This window comes from Vibrio sp. Vb2131, assembly GCF_033338535.1.
Lineage (GTDB): Bacteria > Pseudomonadota > Gammaproteobacteria > Enterobacterales > Vibrionaceae > Vibrio > Vibrio alginolyticus.
This window is the reverse complement of the sequence record NZ_JAWOSW010000002.1, coordinates 165,939-182,867: the sequence shown is the minus strand read 5'-3', so window position 1 is coordinate 182,867 and position 16,929 is coordinate 165,939. Positions and strand designations below refer to the sequence as shown.

Here is a 16,929-nt window from a genome sequence, read left to right as displayed (position 1 = left end):
GACTTCATTTTCATCGGTTTACTGATCATGGTCCGAAAAACAAAGTTTATGTGTTATATGCTTTATGTTCGGCTGAGATGTAACACTAAAGATGCTTTTAATCCACCTAAAGCGCTTGTATCCAATGTTAATTGACCTCGGTAACTGTGTGCCATTTCACTGACTATGTTTAGACCAAGACCTGAGCCAGGGGTTGTTTCATCCAATCTAACTCCTCTCTTGATTACTTGACTCAGTTTCTCTTTAGGGATGCCTGGCCCATCATCTTCAATAATGATGTGTATATTTTCCTTATCCTGAGAGGAGTGCACACGAATCATGCTGTTGGCCCACTTATAGCCATTTTCTAGCAAGTTACCTAGCATTTCATCGAGATCGGTCTGCTCTACTGCTACATTCAGCTCTGAATCAAGTTCATTAATTAAGGTAATGCTTCGGCTCGCATACACTTTATCAAACGCCATTGAGATAGCATCCACACGATCTGCTGGGTTCGACTTCACTGATAATATGTTCATCGACCCGGCCATACGGGCACGACCCAAATGGTAATCGATATGGTCTTGTATTTGATTGATTGGAGCTCGGAGACGGGATTGTGCCTCAGGTTCTAACGTCTGAACTTCATTTTTTAGAACAGAAAGTGGCGTTTTAAGTGCATGAGATAGGTTACCTGCATGATTGCGAGCTCTCTCTAGTAATTCTTGGTAATGGAACAGCAGAGCGTTGAGGTCGAAGATTAGAGGAGAAATCTCTTTTGGGTAGGTTTCTTCTAGACTCTTTTTATTACCAGACTTCAGCTCGGCTAATTCTTTTTGTAGCTTTGTAAGCGGACTCAATGACCAAGCAATTTGCAGTAAAATGACGGTAAGCACGCCCGCGAATAATAAACCCAAAATAAGCCAAAGTTGGCCGATTAACGTTTGAAGGGTATTTTTAATGGGCTCTTCGTCAATACCAATAATAATGTGAATAGGACCATCGTAATCAGGAAGATACAGCGCTTTTTCTAGCGTAATTAGTTTTTCGCCTCTTGCTCCATACGCATCTTTATCCAAACCTTTGTATTCGATTTTTTTGTCCCACAACGAACGAGAACGTTCGAGGCTTGCCTCTGTAGAGGCACTCCAATACAAACCACTGTAAGGTCGGTTAAATCGAGGGTCTGATAGCTGAGCTGCGAGTGAAAGATGCCCGGTGTTATCGACTTCTAACTGTGCGGCGACTTCATCCATAAAAATGCTGAGCTGTGAGCGAGTGTCATCAACCATATAGTTGTAGACCTGCGTCGGTATCGTCACACCAGCGGCGAGGATCATTGCCGTTAACCAAACGATCGCCGCTAAAACGAGGCGACTTTTGATACTCAGTCGTTTTATTGCGTTCAACGGTAGCCTGTTTCTATTCGGCATTTAATTGGTATCCCAACCCTCGGACAGTTTTGATGATCTTTGGTGCGATTTTTTTGCGAATTCGGCCGATAAAAACTTCGATTGTGTTGGAGTCACGATCAAAGTCTTGTTTGTAAATGTGCTCGACGAGTTCGGTTCGAGAAATCACTTTTTCCGGGTTATGCATAAAGTAAGCGACCACTTTATACTCTAGCGCCGTCAAGCTTACCGCTTGCCCTTGCCACATGACTTTAGAAGTGCGTGTATCCAAGCTCAAGTCGCCAATTTGCATCACAGGAGAGGCATTACCAGAGGCTCTTCGTAGCTGTGCACGAATACGAGCGATAAGCTCAACCATTTCAAATGGTTTAGTTAGGTAATCGTCTGCACCTGCGTTTAAGCCTTCAACTCGCTGCGTTAGGGTGTCGCGAGCGCTTAGAATCACGACAGGAGTATTAATGTTTTCATCTCGGATGCCTTTTAGGACGGTAAGACCATCCAGTTTTGGCAAGCCGAGGTCAAGAACAATGGCGTCCCATTCTTCCGAAGTCGCGCGATACAGAGCGTCTATGCCATCTTGGGACAATTCTGGTACCCAGCCGGTACTTTCTAATGTTTCGATGATTTGCTCGCCTAAACGAGGATCATCTTCAACAACAAGTATTTTCATATTGATGATTCTTATTATGTTTGGATTTTTATCGAAGTAAGCTACGCATCGTGTCTGGATTACGCATTAGACAAGTTTAGTTGTTTTGCGGCTTTAACGCTTTGTTAAAGCTGCGACCTTTGATCTCAAGCATTTCCAGCGTGGCGGCGTCGTACTCAACTTTCAGGACGCTATTGTTGTACAGAATTTTCAATTCATACACCCAAGCATCATCATCTTCTTCAAGCTCGACCTTGATGATGCGGCCGTATAGGTCGTTTTCTACTGCGGCGTAAAGTTCCGAAAATGGTCGTATATATCCTTGTTGAACCGCGCGGTAGACCTCATCTTGATCTTCATCGAATTCGATGCGTGTTCCTGGCTTTTCGACATCTTGCACGATGGCGTGGCCATTTTGTGATGTGTACTCGTTGTCATGCTTGGCAAAACTTGGTGCACACATGAATGTCGCAATAAGGCCGAAAAGTAACGCAGAATGTAGAGAAGTCGTTGCTTTATACATAGTCAAACCTTTTCTGGAGCGTTAGCCGCAGTATATCGGATATAGATGAACAGAGAGTGAATCAGCTAATTAAGTTTTGCCATGTGTTGTGGATGTTATTTCAACTCATCTTCAAAAATTTTATCTCGCAGCTTCCAAAAGCGACCAGATTTTCTAGCAATAACAAACTGAGGCAAACGGAAACGATGTTGATTAGCGACAACGCGTGTCGGTGAAGCCTCTTCAAAAGGGCGATGCTTGTCTGCTAAGTGGGGGCGTACGAACTGATCTTTAAACGTTTGTTTTTGTTTTTTGGTACTCAATGACCAAAACTCATGAACTAACGCATTGCCTTCGCCTTGGTATGGTTCACCAGAATACGTCACCTTTAGCTGAGATTTACCATCACTGGACTTAAATACAGATAGGTCCATTTCTGTGCATTCAAAGATCAATGCATCTTTGAGATTAAGGGCTTCTTTTAGCTTTTTATCTGGGTCAACGAGCGTCGCGTCACACTCATGACAAATTCGTGCAGCGATATCGTTGTCCGCACCACATTCACCGCAGTATTTGGCACGAAAACGGTAGCCACAGTGTTCACGTTCGCCTGTGTCTTCATCTTCAAAGTAACCTTGGCAACGTCTGCCAAAATGTTCAACCAAGAAACCGTTACTATCCAACTTACCCCAGAAGTTGTTATTGAATCCGCAAGCCGGGCAAGGAATCGTGATAATTTCACTGTCAGAGTCTGGTTTGGGATCACCGACTTCAGGTTGGTATAAATCGTAGCTGTTGCCTGCGTAATCAAGCACTAAACATTCTGATTTTCCGTCTGATAAGCGTAATCCTCGTCCTACTATCTGTTGGTACAGACTGACTGACTCTGTTGGTCGCAAAATCGCGATTAAATCGACATGCGGCGCATCAAAACCGGTTGTCAGTACCGAAACATTGACCAAGTATTTTATTTGGCGATTCTTGAACGCTTGGATGATCGCATCGCGCTCCGGCGTAGGTGTATCACCAATGACGATTTCAGTTTCGCCTTCTGGCAATAAACTGTGTATCTCCTGTGCGTGTCGAACAGTTGCAGCGAAGATCATGACACCTTGACGCTCTTTCGCATATTGCATGATTTGCTCAACAATTTGTGGAGTCGCACGTTTGGCTTTATCGATCACCATGTCCATTTCTGCTTCTTTGTAGCGTCCGGTGTTAGCGGGCTTCAGCTGAGAGAAGTCGTAAGACAAAACGGGGGCATCCATCATGCGGGCTGGAGTGAGGAAGTTTTCGTCGAGCAAGTAACGGATCGGCAGTTCGAAAATACAATCGCGGAAGAATCGAGGCTCTTCGGTTCGCACTTGACCTCGGGTGTGATACTGATAAATCCAGCCCATTCCTAAACGATAGGGCGTTGCAGTTAGTCCCAGCACCTTAATGCCAGGGTTCAGTTCTCGTAAGTGAGTAATAACTTTTTGGTAGCTGCTGTTTTTGTCATCTGGCACACGATGGCACTCATCAATAACGAGCAGAGAAAACTGGTTTTTGAACGAATCTAAGTTACGTACGACCGATTGAACCGAAGCAAACACGACTTGCTGGTCAGTTTCTTTTCGTCCCAATCCTGCTGAGAAGATAGAACCTTTTAAACCATAACCTTCATACTTCGCGTGGTTTTGCTCGACCAGTTCTTTTACGTGGGCGAGGACTAACACTCGTCCTTTCGCAAGGCGAGCAAGTTCTGCGATCACCAAGCTTTTTCCTGCACCGGTTGGCAGCACGATCACTGCTGGTGTCGAGTGTTTACGAAAGTAATGAATAACGGCTTTAACCGAGTCGGCTTGATAAGGACGAAGTGTGTACATGAAAATATGTGAAATTGCTCAACTATTCGAACGAGGAACGCTATAATACCTGACTTTTATACCCAAGTGACCTTTAAACCAAGATTTAGAGATCACTTGGGTATAATTCAATGAGGTATTCATGCGTTTAGATAAATATTTGTGTGACGCTCTGGGTGCAACACGCAAACAGGCAACAAAGATCATCAAAAGTGGAGACATCACCGTTGACGGTGAGGTTCAAAAAAGTGGTGCATTTAAAGTACCTGAAGGTGCGGAAGTGATGTGGGAAGACCGTGTTATTGGTGCTCCTGGTCCTCGTTACATTATGTTGTATAAGCCTGCTGACTTTGTTTGTTCACATGAAGATGGCTACAACCAAACTGCATTCGCATTGCTTGATGAGCCTAAAATTGAAAACCTTCACTTTGCGGGCCGATTAGATGTCGACACAACTGGTTTAGTATTGATTACGGATGATGGTAAGTGGTCTCATCGTATTACCTCACCTAAGCATAAGTGTGAGAAAACGTACCGTGTTTGGCTCGTCGATGCTATTCAGCCAGATTACGCGGAAAAGCTCGAACAAGGCATCATTTTGCGCAATGAATCAGAAGCAACATTGCCCGCTCGTTTGGAAATCGTGAACGAGGCCGAGAATGAAGTATTGTTAACTATCGTGGAAGGTAAGTATCACCAAGTGAAACGTATGTTCGCGGCGTTAGGAAATAAAGTTGAGTACTTACATCGTGAGCGTATTGGTTCTATCGAACTTGATGAGGCACTAGAACCAGGTGATTATCGCTACCTCACGCAAGAAGAAATTGATTCTATTTGGAATTAATTGTCGGCATGGGAAATTCTTTAGTTCCTAATAGGAACTAGTCTTTTGGTAGGAATTGGCTCAAAATAAATTTTCCTACCAAAATTAGTGCCTAGACAATTCCGGTGTGCTTACTCATCTCAGTGATATGCCTTTGCATTTAGCTGATGCATGCATACTCTTATTGCAAAGCCTTCGGCTACGGTGAATGGAATGATGGTGTCAACGCCATCATTTTTACTGCATTGTGTTTGTTTCCCATAAACACATTTCGCTTTCACATGCTTTTCTATGTCGAGTTCGTCAAGGTCACACCTTGGTACATATTTGCCCTTATGATTCTCGAACGTTGGATAGAACAGGTTTTTGGCTTCTACATTCAGCGATATGAGAACTTCCGTTATTTTCCTTTGTTCTGCAAGTATTGACGGTAGGGCTCCAACAAGAGGTAAAAGAATGACAGAAAAAGCTCAAAGTGCTCCGCAATCCCAAATCAGTTTTCTATTGTTTCTGGTACTAGGAGCGATTGGTGCTTTGACGCCTTTGGCGATCGATATGTATTTGCCTGCGATGCCGACAATAGCGAAAGATTTGGGGGTCGCGCCTGGCGCGGTTCAGATTACGTTGACGGCTTATACCGCGGGTTTTGCGATCGGCCAGTTAATTCACGGGCCGCTTGCCGATAGCTTTGGTCGCAGACCTGTGTTGATTTTAGGCGTACTTTTCTTCGGCTTGGCTGCTGTTGTGAGTGCGACCACAAACGGCATTGATGCGCTGACCTATGTACGTACGGCACAAGGTTTTGCTGGCGCGGCAGCGGCGGTCATTATCCAAGCCGTCGTGCGTGACATGTTTGACCGTGAAGACTTTGCACGCGCAATGTCCTTCGTTACTCTGGTCATTACTATTGCGCCGTTGGTGGCACCGATGATCGGTGGCCATCTCGCGATTTGGTTTGGTTGGCGTTCCATTTTTTGGGTACTAGCTATTTTCGCTGTAGTTGTGATTTTTCTCGTACTTTGGAAAATCCCTGAAACGTTACAGCCTGAAAATCGTCAGCCTCTTCGTTTCCGCACGACGCTGAGAAACTACGCCAGATTATGCTCCAATCCTGAAGCGATCGGTTTGATGCTCTCAGGTGCGTTTTCATTTTCCGGAATGTTTGCATTTTTGACGGCGGGTTCGTTTGTTTATATTGATTTATATGGTGTTCGACCAGACCACTTTGGTTACCTGTTTGGTTTGAACATTGTGGCGATGATCATCATGACCAGTATTAATGGTCGCTTGGTGAAGAAAGTTGGTTCCCATGCCATGCTTCGTTTTGGGTTGTTCGTGCAACTTTTGGCGGGGATTGGTTTATTCGTAAGTTGGTTAATGGACTTCGGATTATGGGGCATTGTACCTTTTGTTGTGCTGTTTATCGGTACATTGTCGACGATAGGTAGTAACGCGATGGCGCTGCTTTTAAGTGGTTACCCATCAATGGCGGGTACGGCGTCGTCTCTAGCGGGGACATTAAGATTCGGTATCGGTTCATTGGTTGGTGCGCTGGTGGCATCACTGCCCGGGAATGTTGCTTGGCCGATGATCATCGTAATGTTTGCTTGTTCTGTGCTTTCAGCACTGTTTTATTGGACTTTAGGAAGAAAGGCGTAATGTCGAATTACACCAAAGAAATTCAAAACTTGGTTAACTCAGCACTTGAAGAGTTAGATCAAGAGCATCGCTCAGGTAAGTTAGCCAATGCCCCTGTTGCGAATAACCATTATTTAGTGCGTTGGGTAACAAAGGCGCTAAAATCACAACGTTTCGGACGTACGGTAGGCGATGACTTAACGCGTTGGCAAAAAGCAGGTCGCTCAAAGGGGAACGATGCTGGTTTGTTGTTTATCTTTAAACGTATTTCTTCTTTTTATGCGCAATTCTTCCCTGAAGGTGAAGACTCCAAAGTGTTCAAAGATTCAGATATTGAGTCTTTTCTTGATTTGATGGAGCAAGCAGGCTGGGAAGTCTCAACATCTGAGCAACTGATTGGGTGCGGCAAAGTACAAATCTTCACTGAAGGTCAAAACTCTTTAGCGTTATGTGCAGACCAATGCGAAAGCTGTTTTGATGGCGAGTTGCTCGTAAAGCCAATGAGTTGGTTTGTGCGTGGCAATCATGCTGAGTTTGTTGAGAAAGCAGCGCAAGCGGGCTTTATGGTTCATAAGGTAACAGACTACAAATCGATGGTGAAATACCATGGCGAGTACCTTATTTTTCCAGCAAACGAAGGCAACCAGTTAGCCGAAATTCCACTCTCGTTCAAAGCTGACTAAAGTGACATTTTGAGTGTTTAGAAGCCCCTGTTATTGGGGCTTTTTGTTTTCTAAACGGTTTGCTTCTTTCGCGATGGCTTTGACCATGCCTTTAAATATGAAAAGATGGGCTGGCATCATTGCAAACCAATAAAGCAGCCCAAGAAACCCTTGCGGGTGCCACCAGGCGGTAATATCCAGCTCTCGTTCGTCACCGAGATCTTTGATGGTAATTTCTAAACGCCCAAGGCCTGGGCCTTTCATACCAAAAAACAGTGAAAGAAACTGATTATTATCGCAGCGAATCACTTTCCAAGAGTCAATAAAATCACCGACTTTAAGCTCTGGTCCAGGAGGAGAAACGCGAATCGGTTTTCCGCCACCAAAAAAGATATCGAGCCATTCACGTGTACGCCACAAGATGTTGGCAAAGTAATAGCCTTTTTCGCGACTCCCGATCTTTTGCGCCACTTTCCATAATGCCGCAGCGGAGGCATGAGTTTTAATGCTCGCTCCAGCTTGTTTTGGGTAATAACCATATCCTGGTTGCCATCGACGAAGCGCTGCGGGTTCAAACCCCCAGACATTACTGCGTACAAATGTGCCTTCATCTTGAATGGTATCAGTTACCGCTTGCTCGTAGCTGATCAGCGTTTGAGGAAATCGTTCTTCAATCGCTTTGGAGTTTGCAATGTAGTCGTGCTCTAAGCCAGCAAGTAATGCTTTACCGATACTAGTTGGCACTGAGGTAACTAAACCTAGCCAGTACGATGCCATTTTCGGAGTAAGTAGCGGGGTCGACCACAGTCGATACGGCTTGTTCGTGATTCGGCAAATGACTTTGAACTGTTCGCGGTAGCTAAGTGTATCTGGCCCACCAACTTCATAAATTTGACTTTCTTCTGGAGAGGGAGCTTCTGCTAACTTCAACAAATAGTGGTTGAGATTGGGCAAGGCAATAGGGTTCGCTTTTGAGTCGACCCATTTAGGCGCGATCAAAATAGGTAAGTTGTAGACAAAGTCACGCATGATTTCGAAAGCGGCAGAGCCGGGGCCGATGATAACGCCAGCACGCAATTCAGTTACTGGAACACCAGACTGTCGAATTATTTTTCCCGTGGCTTTACGAGCGGCTAAATGGCGAGAGTTTCCGGTTTGAGGTTGAATGGCACTCAAATATACAACATGCTCGACGGAGCTTTGTTCCAACGCATATTTGAAGTTCAAAGCAAGGTTTAGTTCGTACTCAACAAAGTCATCACCTTGAGCCATCCCGTGCACGAGAAAAAAGACTAAATCAAAATCGTTCACTACAGCCTTCGTGGTCTCTGCGTCAGCCAAGTCGAGATACCTTAACGTTAAATTAGGGTGAGGCTGAGTTCTTGACTCTAAATAATCAATATGTCGCGCCGCTGCTGTGACGGCGTAACCTTTATCTAAAAGTAACGGAAGAAGTTGAGAGCCAATGTAACCCGAGGCGCCTAGCACCAACACCTTTTTCATTATCTGTCCTTTTATCGTTGGTGGAATAAACACCACAGAGTATAATCATGAGACACTTTCCCCATTCTATCAATAAGTTGTCGTTGGAGCGCTTGTGACTTTTCTTTCTCAACTCTCAATACACGCAGATAAAGCATTCTTACGTCGTTTATTTGCAATCGCGTTACCAATTACACTGCAAAGCATGATGTTTTCTAGCCGAAGCCTCGTCGATGTTCTTATGCTTGGTCAGCTTGGTGAAGCAGAAATTGCCGCTGTTGGAGTTGCTGCGCGCGCGACTTTCGTCACCACCATCATGTTAGTTGGGGTGACAACGGGCGGTGCGTTGTTAACCGCTCAATATTGGGGGGCTGGCGATAAAGTTGGGGTGCGTCGCAGTACCGCTTTGACATGGATGATCGCAATGATGTTTGCTGCGATTGCTGTTGCTTTGTTTGTTGTTTTTCCACAACTCATCATGAGCTTGACTACCGATTCACAAGAAGTGATTGAATTAGGGGCCAGCTATCTCATTATTTCGTCGGTTAGCATGTTTGCTGTTGCATGTGTGGCCAGTATGTCGGTGGGCCTAAGGGCGATGCACCAACCAGGCCTAAGCACTTTTTTTAGTGGTATAGGCATTTTATCTAATGTGTTTCTTAACTGGGTTTTAATTTTTGGTCAATTAGGCTTTCCTGCTCTGGGTATTACGGGAGCAGCGATCGCAACGGTAATCAGTGGCGCGATCGAAGTAGGTTGCTTGTTTGGTTATCTATGGTTGAAAAAACACATAATCGCATTTGGTTGGGATGATATACGCGCAGGATTGGTCTTAGATAAAATTACGCGTTTCTTGAGCCTCTCTTTGCCAACCACATTTAACTTCTTGGCGTGGGCTGGTGGGCTGTTTGCTTATCACGCCATCATGGGGCAAGCAGGTGTACAAGGTTTGGCGGCACTTTCCGTAATGACACCTGTTGAGTCGATCGCATTGGCGATGATGATTGGTTTATCGAATGCGGCTGCAGTTCTAGTCGGGAACCAGCTCGGCGCTCGTAATTTTGAACCCGTTTATTATCAAGCATGGGCTACGGTCATTTTGAATGTGCTTATCGCATTTGTGGTCGCCGTCTTGTTGATAGTGTCAAATCAATGGATCCTTAATGCGTTTAGTGCACTGACAACAGACACTCGCGAGCTAGCTGAACAGTTTATGGTGATTCTTGCGTTGGGTGTCGTGCTACGCTCGGTGCCGATGATGGCGATTGTTGGTGTATTACGTGCGGGCGGTGATGTTAAGTTTTGTTTGTATCAAGACATCTTGGCGCAGTGGGTGATCGGGATTCCACTCGCAGCATTTGCAGCGATTTATCTCAATTGGGACCCACAATGGGTTTACTTACTCTTTTTGACGGAAGAAGTTGTGAAGTGGGCGATTTGCTTGCCAAGAATGGTTAGCCGAAAATGGATGAAAAACCTGATTGGCCAGTAAGGAGGAACAGAGTTTATTTTGGCTGCAAAAATCTGCTCAAAACGTCAACAAAATTAGCAACAGAAAGTGAATCGAGTTGCATTTGTACTTCCATAGTGTGATCAAGCATTCAAAATACTTTCTACTAACAGGATTTTAGTGTAGATTCTGATCCCAATTTTTAAACACCATCCGAGCGGCATAATCAATGTTAAAACTGTCAGACCTATGTAAAGGCTATGTAGACGGGGGAGAGTTTCACCCTGTATTACAAGGGGCAGAATTAACATTGCAGCAAGGCGACCAAGTTGCTCTGATGGGGGAAAGTGGTTCGGGTAAAAGTACTCTGCTGAATTTAATCGCCGGATTAGATACTGCTGACTCTGGTGAAGTGCAGTTTCCAAATTTTGCTATGCATGAAGCACCGGAGCATTTAAGAACCCTTTATCGCCGCAACAATATTGGTAATATCTTCCAACAATTCAACCTGCTTCCTACACTTAATATTGCCGACAATATTCGTTTTTGTCGTCAGTTAAAAGGTCTGCCGGAAGATAAAGAGTTGTGGCGTCAAATTCTTTCTGCTTTGGACTTAATGCCATTGCTAGGACGTTATCCGGAAGAGGCGTCTGGTGGTCAGCAACAACGTGCGGCGATTGCTCGTGCACTCTATATGGAACCCAAAATCCTGCTTGCTGATGAGCCAACTGGTAGTCTAGATGAGCGAAACGCAGAAGCAGTAATGCGCTTATTAACGAGTCTCGCTCGCCAACTGGAGTGTACTTTGCTGTTAGTGACGCACAGTGAAAAAGTGGCCGCCCATATGGAAGGAAAGATTCGACTTCAAGGAGGGCAGCTACATGTTATGGCCCGTAGTTAAGGCACTACTCGGTCATTACCGTCGTTACCCTCTACAAATTATTCTTGTCTGGCTGGGATTAACTTTAGGCGTGTCCCTCCTTGTTGGTGTTACTTCTATCAACCAGCATGCAAAACAAAGTTATGCTACTGGGGAAAAGCTTTTCTCCAATCCTTTGCCATACCGAATCCGAACGAAGCACTCTGCCAATAAAATTCCTCAAGGTTTCTATATTCAGTTACGTCGAGCTGGGTTTAACCAATGTGCACCGTTTGATGTGCTTCATCTAGATGCCAAGACCGATATGAGCCTGATGTTGGTGGGGATAGATCCTGTCGCGATGATCCCACTACAACAAGGAAAATCGCTGGGTGAGATGCCGGTTTTATCACTAATGAAGCCTCCTTATCCTATTCTTGTTAGTCAAGATTTGGCCGCTTACATGAGTTGGCAGGATGGGGACTTCATTGAGATGAATGACGGAAGCCGTCTTGGGCCTATTCAAGTAGATAAGGACAAGATGCTTTCGGGTACTCGGCTGGTTACTGATATATCGTTGTTGCGTATGCTCAAGCGGAGCTCAGGTTTGTCTGCGATTTCTTGTGGTGAAATGCCAGAGGAAAAGCTAATAGCACTGAAAAACATGCTGCCAAACGGAATGACGCTCGTTAGGAATACGCGTACAGAGCTTGAGTCGCTAACTAACGCATTCCATATGAATCTCACCGCGATGGGAATGCTGTCGTTTTTGGTCGGGTTGTTTATTTTTTATCAAGCGATGTCTCTGTCTTTCATCCAGCGACAACGTTTGGTAGGTATTTTGAGACAGACTGGTGTTAACGGAACACAGTTAGCGCAAGCTTTATTACTAGAGTTGTCTTTGCTCGTCTTTATTGCGTGGGCGTGTGGTAACTTTTTTGGCTTGATCTTAGCAAATGAACTTATCCCAGCAGTGTCTTCGAGCCTGAGTGATTTGTATGATGCCAACGTAGGCTTAACCATAGGATGGTCATGGCAATCTAGCTTATACAGTCTAATCATGGCAGCGATGGGTGCGTTGATATCGTGTCTGTGGCCATTAATCCGTTTGTTGAAGTCACAACCAATCCGCCTTTCTTCTCGACTGTCGCTAATGCGATTTGCTGGAAGAGAGTTCTCTTGGCAGGCGCTTGCGGCATGTGCGTTTTGTGTCGCTGCAATAGCGGTATATCAGGCGCCGAAAACACAAGAAACCGGCTTTGCTATTATTGCTCTGATGTTGGTTAGTGTGGCGTTGTTTATGCCATTTATTATGTGGCATATGTTCCAAAGTTTTTCTTATACCATGCGATGGGTTCGTGTCCGTTGGTTTTTTGCTGATGCAGCAGCCAGCATGAGCTATCGCGGTGTGGCTACGATGGCGTTTATGTTAGCGCTGGCGGCAAACATTGGTGTAGAAACAATGGTCGGAAGCTTTCGAGATACAACCGATAAGTGGCTAAATCAGCGATTAGCCGCTGATGTGTACATCTATCCGACCAACAATTCAGCCGCTAGGATGAGCGCATGGCTCCAGAATCAGCCAGAGGTGAACTCGGTTTGGTGGCGCTGGGAAAAAGATATGCCGACCGAGCATGGTGCTCTGCAAGTTGTGAGTACGGGCTCTTCTGAAGGTGAGTTAGACTCACTTACCGTCAAGTTAGGTGTCCCAAATTACTGGTATCAACTGCACGCTACCAAGAGCTTAATGGTCAGTGAGTCGATGGCCTTGAAGCTGGATATCCGCCCTGGCGATTTCATTAACTTGCAAGAACCGCTTGGTGGTGACTGGCAAGTCGTAGGCGTTTACTACGATTATGGAAACCCATATAACCAGGTGATGATGTCGCACCGGAATTGGCTGTATGCATTTGCAGGTACGGGTAATGTTGGTCTTGGCGTAGTATTAAAAGATAACGTCAATGGAGAAGGGCTGAAAAATCGCTTAGAGAATGTATTCCGTCTCCCGCAAGATCGTGTGTTTGATAACGGTAATATTTATAGCCAAGCAATGAGAGTGTTTGATCATACTTTTGCGATAGCAGGAACCTTGGGCAATATCACGCTGATTATTGCCGTGTTTGGTTTATTCTTTGCGACGTTGGCAGGAGAACTTTCACGGCAGCGGCATTTTTCCTTATTAAGGTGCATGGGTGTGTCCGGAAAAGAACTTGTCGTATTAGGTGGTTTGCAGCTATTCGTCTTCGGAGCCATTTCTGCGATTATTGCAGTGCCGCTCGGCTTGGCGCTCGCACATTTGATCGTTGATATTATCATTAAGCAATCATTTGGCTGGTCTCTAGAGCTTCAAACGATTCCATGGGAGTATGCTCAAACCATTGCTTGGGCGATGCTTGCCATCATGGTTGCTGGCGCATTGCCAGTTATTAGAATGATCAAAAGTACACCGATGAAGTCATTAAGGGACGCGTTGTAATGAAAAAAGTGGGCTCTAAAAAACGCTTGTTGGTTTCAACGCTCATTGTTGTTACGTTCGCTTTTCTGACTGGGGCTGCTTTTTACTCAACTTTTTGGTTAGAGGCGACAGCAACACGAGAAGGCGAACTTGATTCTATCTTAACGCGTGAAAATCAAACGATTTTCGAGCCTGTACTACCTAATGAGCATGTCTCTTTACCCTCAGACTTTCGCTTTCATCCCGAGTATCAGCATGAATGGTGGCACTACTTTGCGAAACTAAAAGATGAGCAAGGCAAGATCTACAATGTTCAATGGAGCTATTTCAGGGTTGCGACGGACGAGCGAGAAACCAGCGGTTGGCAGAACCCTCAATTGTACATTTCACATGTTGTCGTCAGTCATGGCTCGCATGTATGGAAAGAGCAACGGGTAGCTAGAGGTGGGATAGGCCAAGCTGGTATGATCAATCGTCCTTTCAGGTTATGGATTGATAATTGGACTTGGCGATCACTCGGTGCGACGCCTTTCCCGGGCAACTTGAATGTGAATACTGATACGTTTGGACTTGAGCTCAATACCATGACAAGCGGCCCCTTTGTGGTGAATGGAGACAAAGGCTTCCAAGTTAAACATGCGTTGCAATCTGTTGCTTCTTTCAGCTTCAGTGCTCCATTTTTAAAAGTAAAAGGCAGCTTAAGCTTAAATGGTAAGCGATTCTCAGTGACGGGTTCTGCTTGGGCGCAAAAAGAGTGGGGCAGCGGCTTAATTGGTGAGGGGCAACAAGGCTGGGATTGGTTTGTTTTCAATTTAGATGATGGTCGAGCATTAACTGTTAGCCGTTATCGTCACCATGGGCAAACACCGCACGTGTTTGGCACGTTGTCGACACGCTCAGGTAAAGTCATCAACCTCTCAGACGATGATATCAGTATTGAGCCAATGCAAGTGACCAGTTTATCCAATGGAAGAAGGTTACCTTTGCAGTGGATTATCAATATTCCGAAGCATCAAATTAACTTGACTACCCGCATTATCAAGTCAGATATGTGGCTATCCTTTGTAATACCTTACTGGGAAGGGCCTACTTTAGCTTCCGGCTCCAATGAAGCTTGGGGCTTTATGCAGCTGACAGGCTATTGAGTTGTGAAGAAAACCACCCCCTGCGGGTGGTTTTTTAGTGCGCGAAGCTTCCTGGCTTTTTCTCAAAAGTACGGGGTTATCATGATGGTACAAGCCGTGTTATGCTGATTTTCTCATCATCTTGATAAATATTTGGTGCGACAAAAACAAATACGATCTCCGATCAAAATTGAGTGTCATGTTGGAAAATACGATGTATAGTAAACTTAACATCGAAAAAACCGAAGTTTATACTCTGAAGAAGCGATTATTCTAAAGTTTTCGACAGCTATACACTCTTATCACTCTTTGTTAATCGTTTATTAAGATAATAAATATAAGGACGAAACCATGAACGATGTCATTCGTGACTTTTTCAAAATGGAATCAGCAGGTGGTATTCTTCTCGTAATTGCAGCGGCAATTGCGATGACCATTGCTAACTCACCGCTGGGCGAAACTTATCAATCTGTACTGCATACTTATGTATTCGGTATGTCAGTTTCTCACTGGATTAATGACGGCCTAATGGCTGTTTTCTTCTTACTTATTGGCCTTGAAGTGAAGCGAGAGCTACTTGAAGGAGCGCTAAAATCAAAAGAAACCGCAATTTTCCCTGCTATTGCGGCGGTTGGTGGTATGTTAGCCCCTGCTCTTATTTACGTTGCGTTTAATGCTAACGACCCAGAGGCGGTTTCTGGCTGGGCCATTCCAGCTGCGACGGATATTGCATTTGCTCTAGGTATCATGGCGCTACTAGGTAAGCGCGTACCAGTAAGCCTTAAAGTGTTTTTGTTAGCTCTCGCTATTATCGACGATTTAGGCGTGGTTGTTATTATTGCACTGTTTTACACAGGTGATCTTTCTAGCATGGCACTGCTTGTTGGCTTCATCATGACTGGTGTCCTGTTCATGTTGAATGCGAAGGAAGTAACGAAACTGACACCATACATGATAGTCGGCGCGATCTTATGGTTTGCGGTACTTAAATCTGGTGTTCACGCAACACTTGCAGGCGTAGTGATCGGCTTTGCTATTCCTCTTAAGGGTAAACAGGGCGAACATTCCCCACTTAAGCACATGGAGCACGCACTTCATCCATACGTGGCATTTGGTATCTTACCTCTATTCGCATTTGCAAATGCGGGGATTTCGCTAGAAGGCGTATCGATGTCAGGCCTAACTTCAATGCTGCCATTAGGTATTGCTTTGGGGCTACTGGTTGGTAAGCCTCTAGGTATCTTCACCTTTAGTTGGGCTGCTGTGAAAATGGGTGTAGCTAAGCTACCGGAAGGCATTAACTTCAAGCATATCTTTGCGGTCTCTGTGTTGTGTGGTATCGGTTTTACAATGTCTATATTCATTTCCTCTTTAGCGTTTGGAAATGTAAGCCCTGAGTTTGATACCTATGCTCGACTAGGCATCTTAATGGGCTCGACGACAGCCGCGTTACTTGGCTACGCGTTACTGCACTTTTCTTTGCCTAAGAAAGCGCAAGCGTAAGATACACACTGTTTAGTAAAGCCTCCCATTCGGGAGGCTTTTTTATGTCTGCAGATCGGCACATCAACCACTTCAGGGTGGTTACTTTTGTGACCAACTAAGGTCTAGCTTATGGAGTTGGGGCAAATCATCGAAAGAGGCGCTTGGTAAATCTACAGGCGAAAAAAAGCCCAGCCGAAAATTTGACTGGGCGGATACAAACATAGGAGTTAATAAGAAAAAAGCAGCAACGTAACAATTAGATGGAAACAAGTTTGACGGCCAGTGAAACTTCAAATGCCCTAACTGTTACGTATATTCAGACCGAGCCTTTTCCAAACAGTTCCATTTTTTTTCAAAAAATTTCTACTTAATGCTTTCTAGCTTCTTACACACCCGAAAGTAATAGAAAAGTCGAGATGGATTACCAACTTGGCGAAGTTACTAACTTCTGTGTTTCTCATTTTATCTCCCCGAGAACCGAAGATGTATTTCATACTCTCGTCGCTCACTCCGAGCCGCCAAGGCTATTGTTAGCGTTTCAATTGCGATGGACTGAGAAATT

General features: G+C 44.9%; 13 protein-coding genes. 8 read left to right on the top strand and 5 right to left on the bottom strand.

Translation table 11 applies throughout. The features are described 5' to 3' along the window. Nucleotides 1-62 precede the first annotated feature (62 nt). From R7E38_RS02930 to R7E38_RS02915, 4 genes are all read right to left on the bottom strand, one after another. Nucleotides 63-1,412 (bottom strand): ATP-binding protein, encoded by a 1,350-nt coding sequence (locus tag R7E38_RS02930; RefSeq protein WP_005378071.1) that lies wholly within the window; start codon nucleotides 1,410-1,412, stop codon nucleotides 63-65. Beyond that, the gene (locus tag R7E38_RS02925) at nucleotides 1,402-2,061 is read right to left on the bottom strand and encodes a response regulator transcription factor (protein ID WP_005378073.1); all 660 of its coding nucleotides are present in this window, start codon (nucleotides 2,059-2,061) and stop codon (nucleotides 1,402-1,404) included. Before R7E38_RS02925 ends, R7E38_RS02930 begins: the two co-directional genes overlap by 11 nt. Before the next feature lie 76 nt (nucleotides 2,062-2,137). Then, nucleotides 2,138-2,503, bottom strand: a complete 366-nt coding sequence (locus R7E38_RS02920) for a PepSY domain-containing protein (protein WP_372036143.1) — start codon at nucleotides 2,501-2,503, stop codon at nucleotides 2,138-2,140. A gap of 155 nt (nucleotides 2,504-2,658) precedes the next feature. Beyond that, nucleotides 2,659-4,410 carry a DEAD/DEAH box helicase gene (locus R7E38_RS02915; RefSeq protein ID WP_021707635.1) on the bottom strand — a complete coding sequence of 584 codons (1,752 nt, stop codon included), beginning with the start codon at nucleotides 4,408-4,410 and terminating at the stop codon, nucleotides 2,659-2,661. Between the two features lie 121 nt (nucleotides 4,411-4,531). Here R7E38_RS02915 and rsuA point away from each other — a divergent pair, with 121 nt between their 5' ends. The 3 genes from rsuA (at nucleotide 4,532) to R7E38_RS02900 (ending at nucleotide 7,533) form a co-directional block, all read left to right on the top strand. After that, nucleotides 4,532-5,233 (top strand): 16S rRNA pseudouridine(516) synthase RsuA, encoded by a 702-nt coding sequence (gene rsuA / locus R7E38_RS02910; protein ID WP_033905117.1) that lies wholly within the window; start codon nucleotides 4,532-4,534, stop codon nucleotides 5,231-5,233. A 435-nt stretch (nucleotides 5,234-5,668) separates the two neighbouring features. Further along, nucleotides 5,669-6,871, top strand: a complete 1,203-nt coding sequence (locus R7E38_RS02905; RefSeq protein ID WP_017820848.1) for a Bcr/CflA family multidrug efflux MFS transporter — start codon at nucleotides 5,669-5,671, stop codon at nucleotides 6,869-6,871. Next, the gene (locus R7E38_RS02900; protein WP_017820847.1) at nucleotides 6,871-7,533 is read left to right on the top strand and encodes a DUF2913 family protein; all 663 of its coding nucleotides are present in this window, start codon (nucleotides 6,871-6,873) and stop codon (nucleotides 7,531-7,533) included. The genes R7E38_RS02905 and R7E38_RS02900 overlap by 1 nt, the downstream gene beginning before the upstream one ends. A 30-nt stretch (nucleotides 7,534-7,563) precedes the next feature. Here R7E38_RS02900 and R7E38_RS02895 read toward each other — a convergent pair whose 3' ends face one another. Next, nucleotides 7,564-9,015, bottom strand: coding sequence for a DUF2867 domain-containing protein (locus tag R7E38_RS02895; protein ID WP_017634881.1), 1,452 nt, complete (start codon nucleotides 9,013-9,015; stop codon nucleotides 7,564-7,566). A gap of 94 nt (nucleotides 9,016-9,109) precedes the next feature. Here R7E38_RS02895 and R7E38_RS02890 point away from each other — a divergent pair, with 94 nt between their 5' ends. From R7E38_RS02890 to nhaA, 5 genes are all read left to right on the top strand, one after another. Next, on the top strand, nucleotides 9,110-10,486 hold the full coding sequence (locus tag R7E38_RS02890; RefSeq protein WP_017820846.1) for an MATE family efflux transporter: 1,377 nt from the start codon (nucleotides 9,110-9,112) through the stop codon (nucleotides 10,484-10,486). Between the two features lie 187 nt (nucleotides 10,487-10,673). Continuing rightward, entirely contained in the window at nucleotides 10,674-11,345 is a 672-nt protein-coding gene (locus tag R7E38_RS02885) for an ABC transporter ATP-binding protein (RefSeq protein ID WP_005378040.1), read from the top strand. Continuing rightward, nucleotides 11,326-13,779, top strand: coding sequence for an ABC transporter permease (locus tag R7E38_RS02880; protein ID WP_005378038.1), 2,454 nt, complete (start codon nucleotides 11,326-11,328; stop codon nucleotides 13,777-13,779). The genes R7E38_RS02885 and R7E38_RS02880 overlap by 20 nt, the downstream gene beginning before the upstream one ends. Beyond that, the gene (locus R7E38_RS02875) at nucleotides 13,779-14,903 is read left to right on the top strand and encodes a lipocalin-like domain-containing protein (RefSeq protein ID WP_226082895.1); all 1,125 of its coding nucleotides are present in this window, start codon (nucleotides 13,779-13,781) and stop codon (nucleotides 14,901-14,903) included. Before R7E38_RS02880 ends, R7E38_RS02875 begins: the two co-directional genes overlap by 1 nt. A 330-nt stretch (nucleotides 14,904-15,233) precedes the next feature. Then, nucleotides 15,234-16,385, top strand: coding sequence for a Na+/H+ antiporter NhaA (gene nhaA / locus R7E38_RS02870; protein WP_005378034.1), 1,152 nt, complete (start codon nucleotides 15,234-15,236; stop codon nucleotides 16,383-16,385). Nucleotides 16,386-16,929 lie beyond the last annotated feature (544 nt).

Coding starts and splice junctions, on each gene's coding strand:
- R7E38_RS02930 (WP_005378071.1), bottom strand. CDS start 1,412: ATGCCGAATAGAAACAGGCTACCGTTGAACGCAATAAAACGACTGAGT.
- R7E38_RS02925 (WP_005378073.1), bottom strand. CDS start 2,061: ATGAAAATACTTGTTGTTGAAGATGATCCTCGTTTAGGCGAGCAAATC.
- R7E38_RS02920 (WP_372036143.1), bottom strand. CDS start 2,503: ATGTGTGCACCAAGTTTTGCCAAGCATGACAACGAGTACACATCACAA.
- R7E38_RS02915 (WP_021707635.1), bottom strand. CDS start 4,410: ATGTACACACTTCGTCCTTATCAAGCCGACTCGGTTAAAGCCGTTATT.
- rsuA (WP_033905117.1), top strand. CDS start 4,532: ATGCGTTTAGATAAATATTTGTGTGACGCTCTGGGTGCAACACGCAAA.
- R7E38_RS02905 (WP_017820848.1), top strand. CDS start 5,669: ATGACAGAAAAAGCTCAAAGTGCTCCGCAATCCCAAATCAGTTTTCTA.
- R7E38_RS02900 (WP_017820847.1), top strand. CDS start 6,871: ATGTCGAATTACACCAAAGAAATTCAAAACTTGGTTAACTCAGCACTT.
- R7E38_RS02895 (WP_017634881.1), bottom strand. CDS start 9,015: ATGAAAAAGGTGTTGGTGCTAGGCGCCTCGGGTTACATTGGCTCTCAA.
- R7E38_RS02885 (WP_005378040.1), top strand. CDS start 10,674: ATGTTAAAACTGTCAGACCTATGTAAAGGCTATGTAGACGGGGGAGAG.
- R7E38_RS02880 (WP_005378038.1), top strand. CDS start 11,326: ATGTTATGGCCCGTAGTTAAGGCACTACTCGGTCATTACCGTCGTTAC.
- R7E38_RS02875 (WP_226082895.1), top strand. CDS start 13,779: ATGAAAAAAGTGGGCTCTAAAAAACGCTTGTTGGTTTCAACGCTCATT.
- nhaA (WP_005378034.1), top strand. CDS start 15,234: ATGAACGATGTCATTCGTGACTTTTTCAAAATGGAATCAGCAGGTGGT.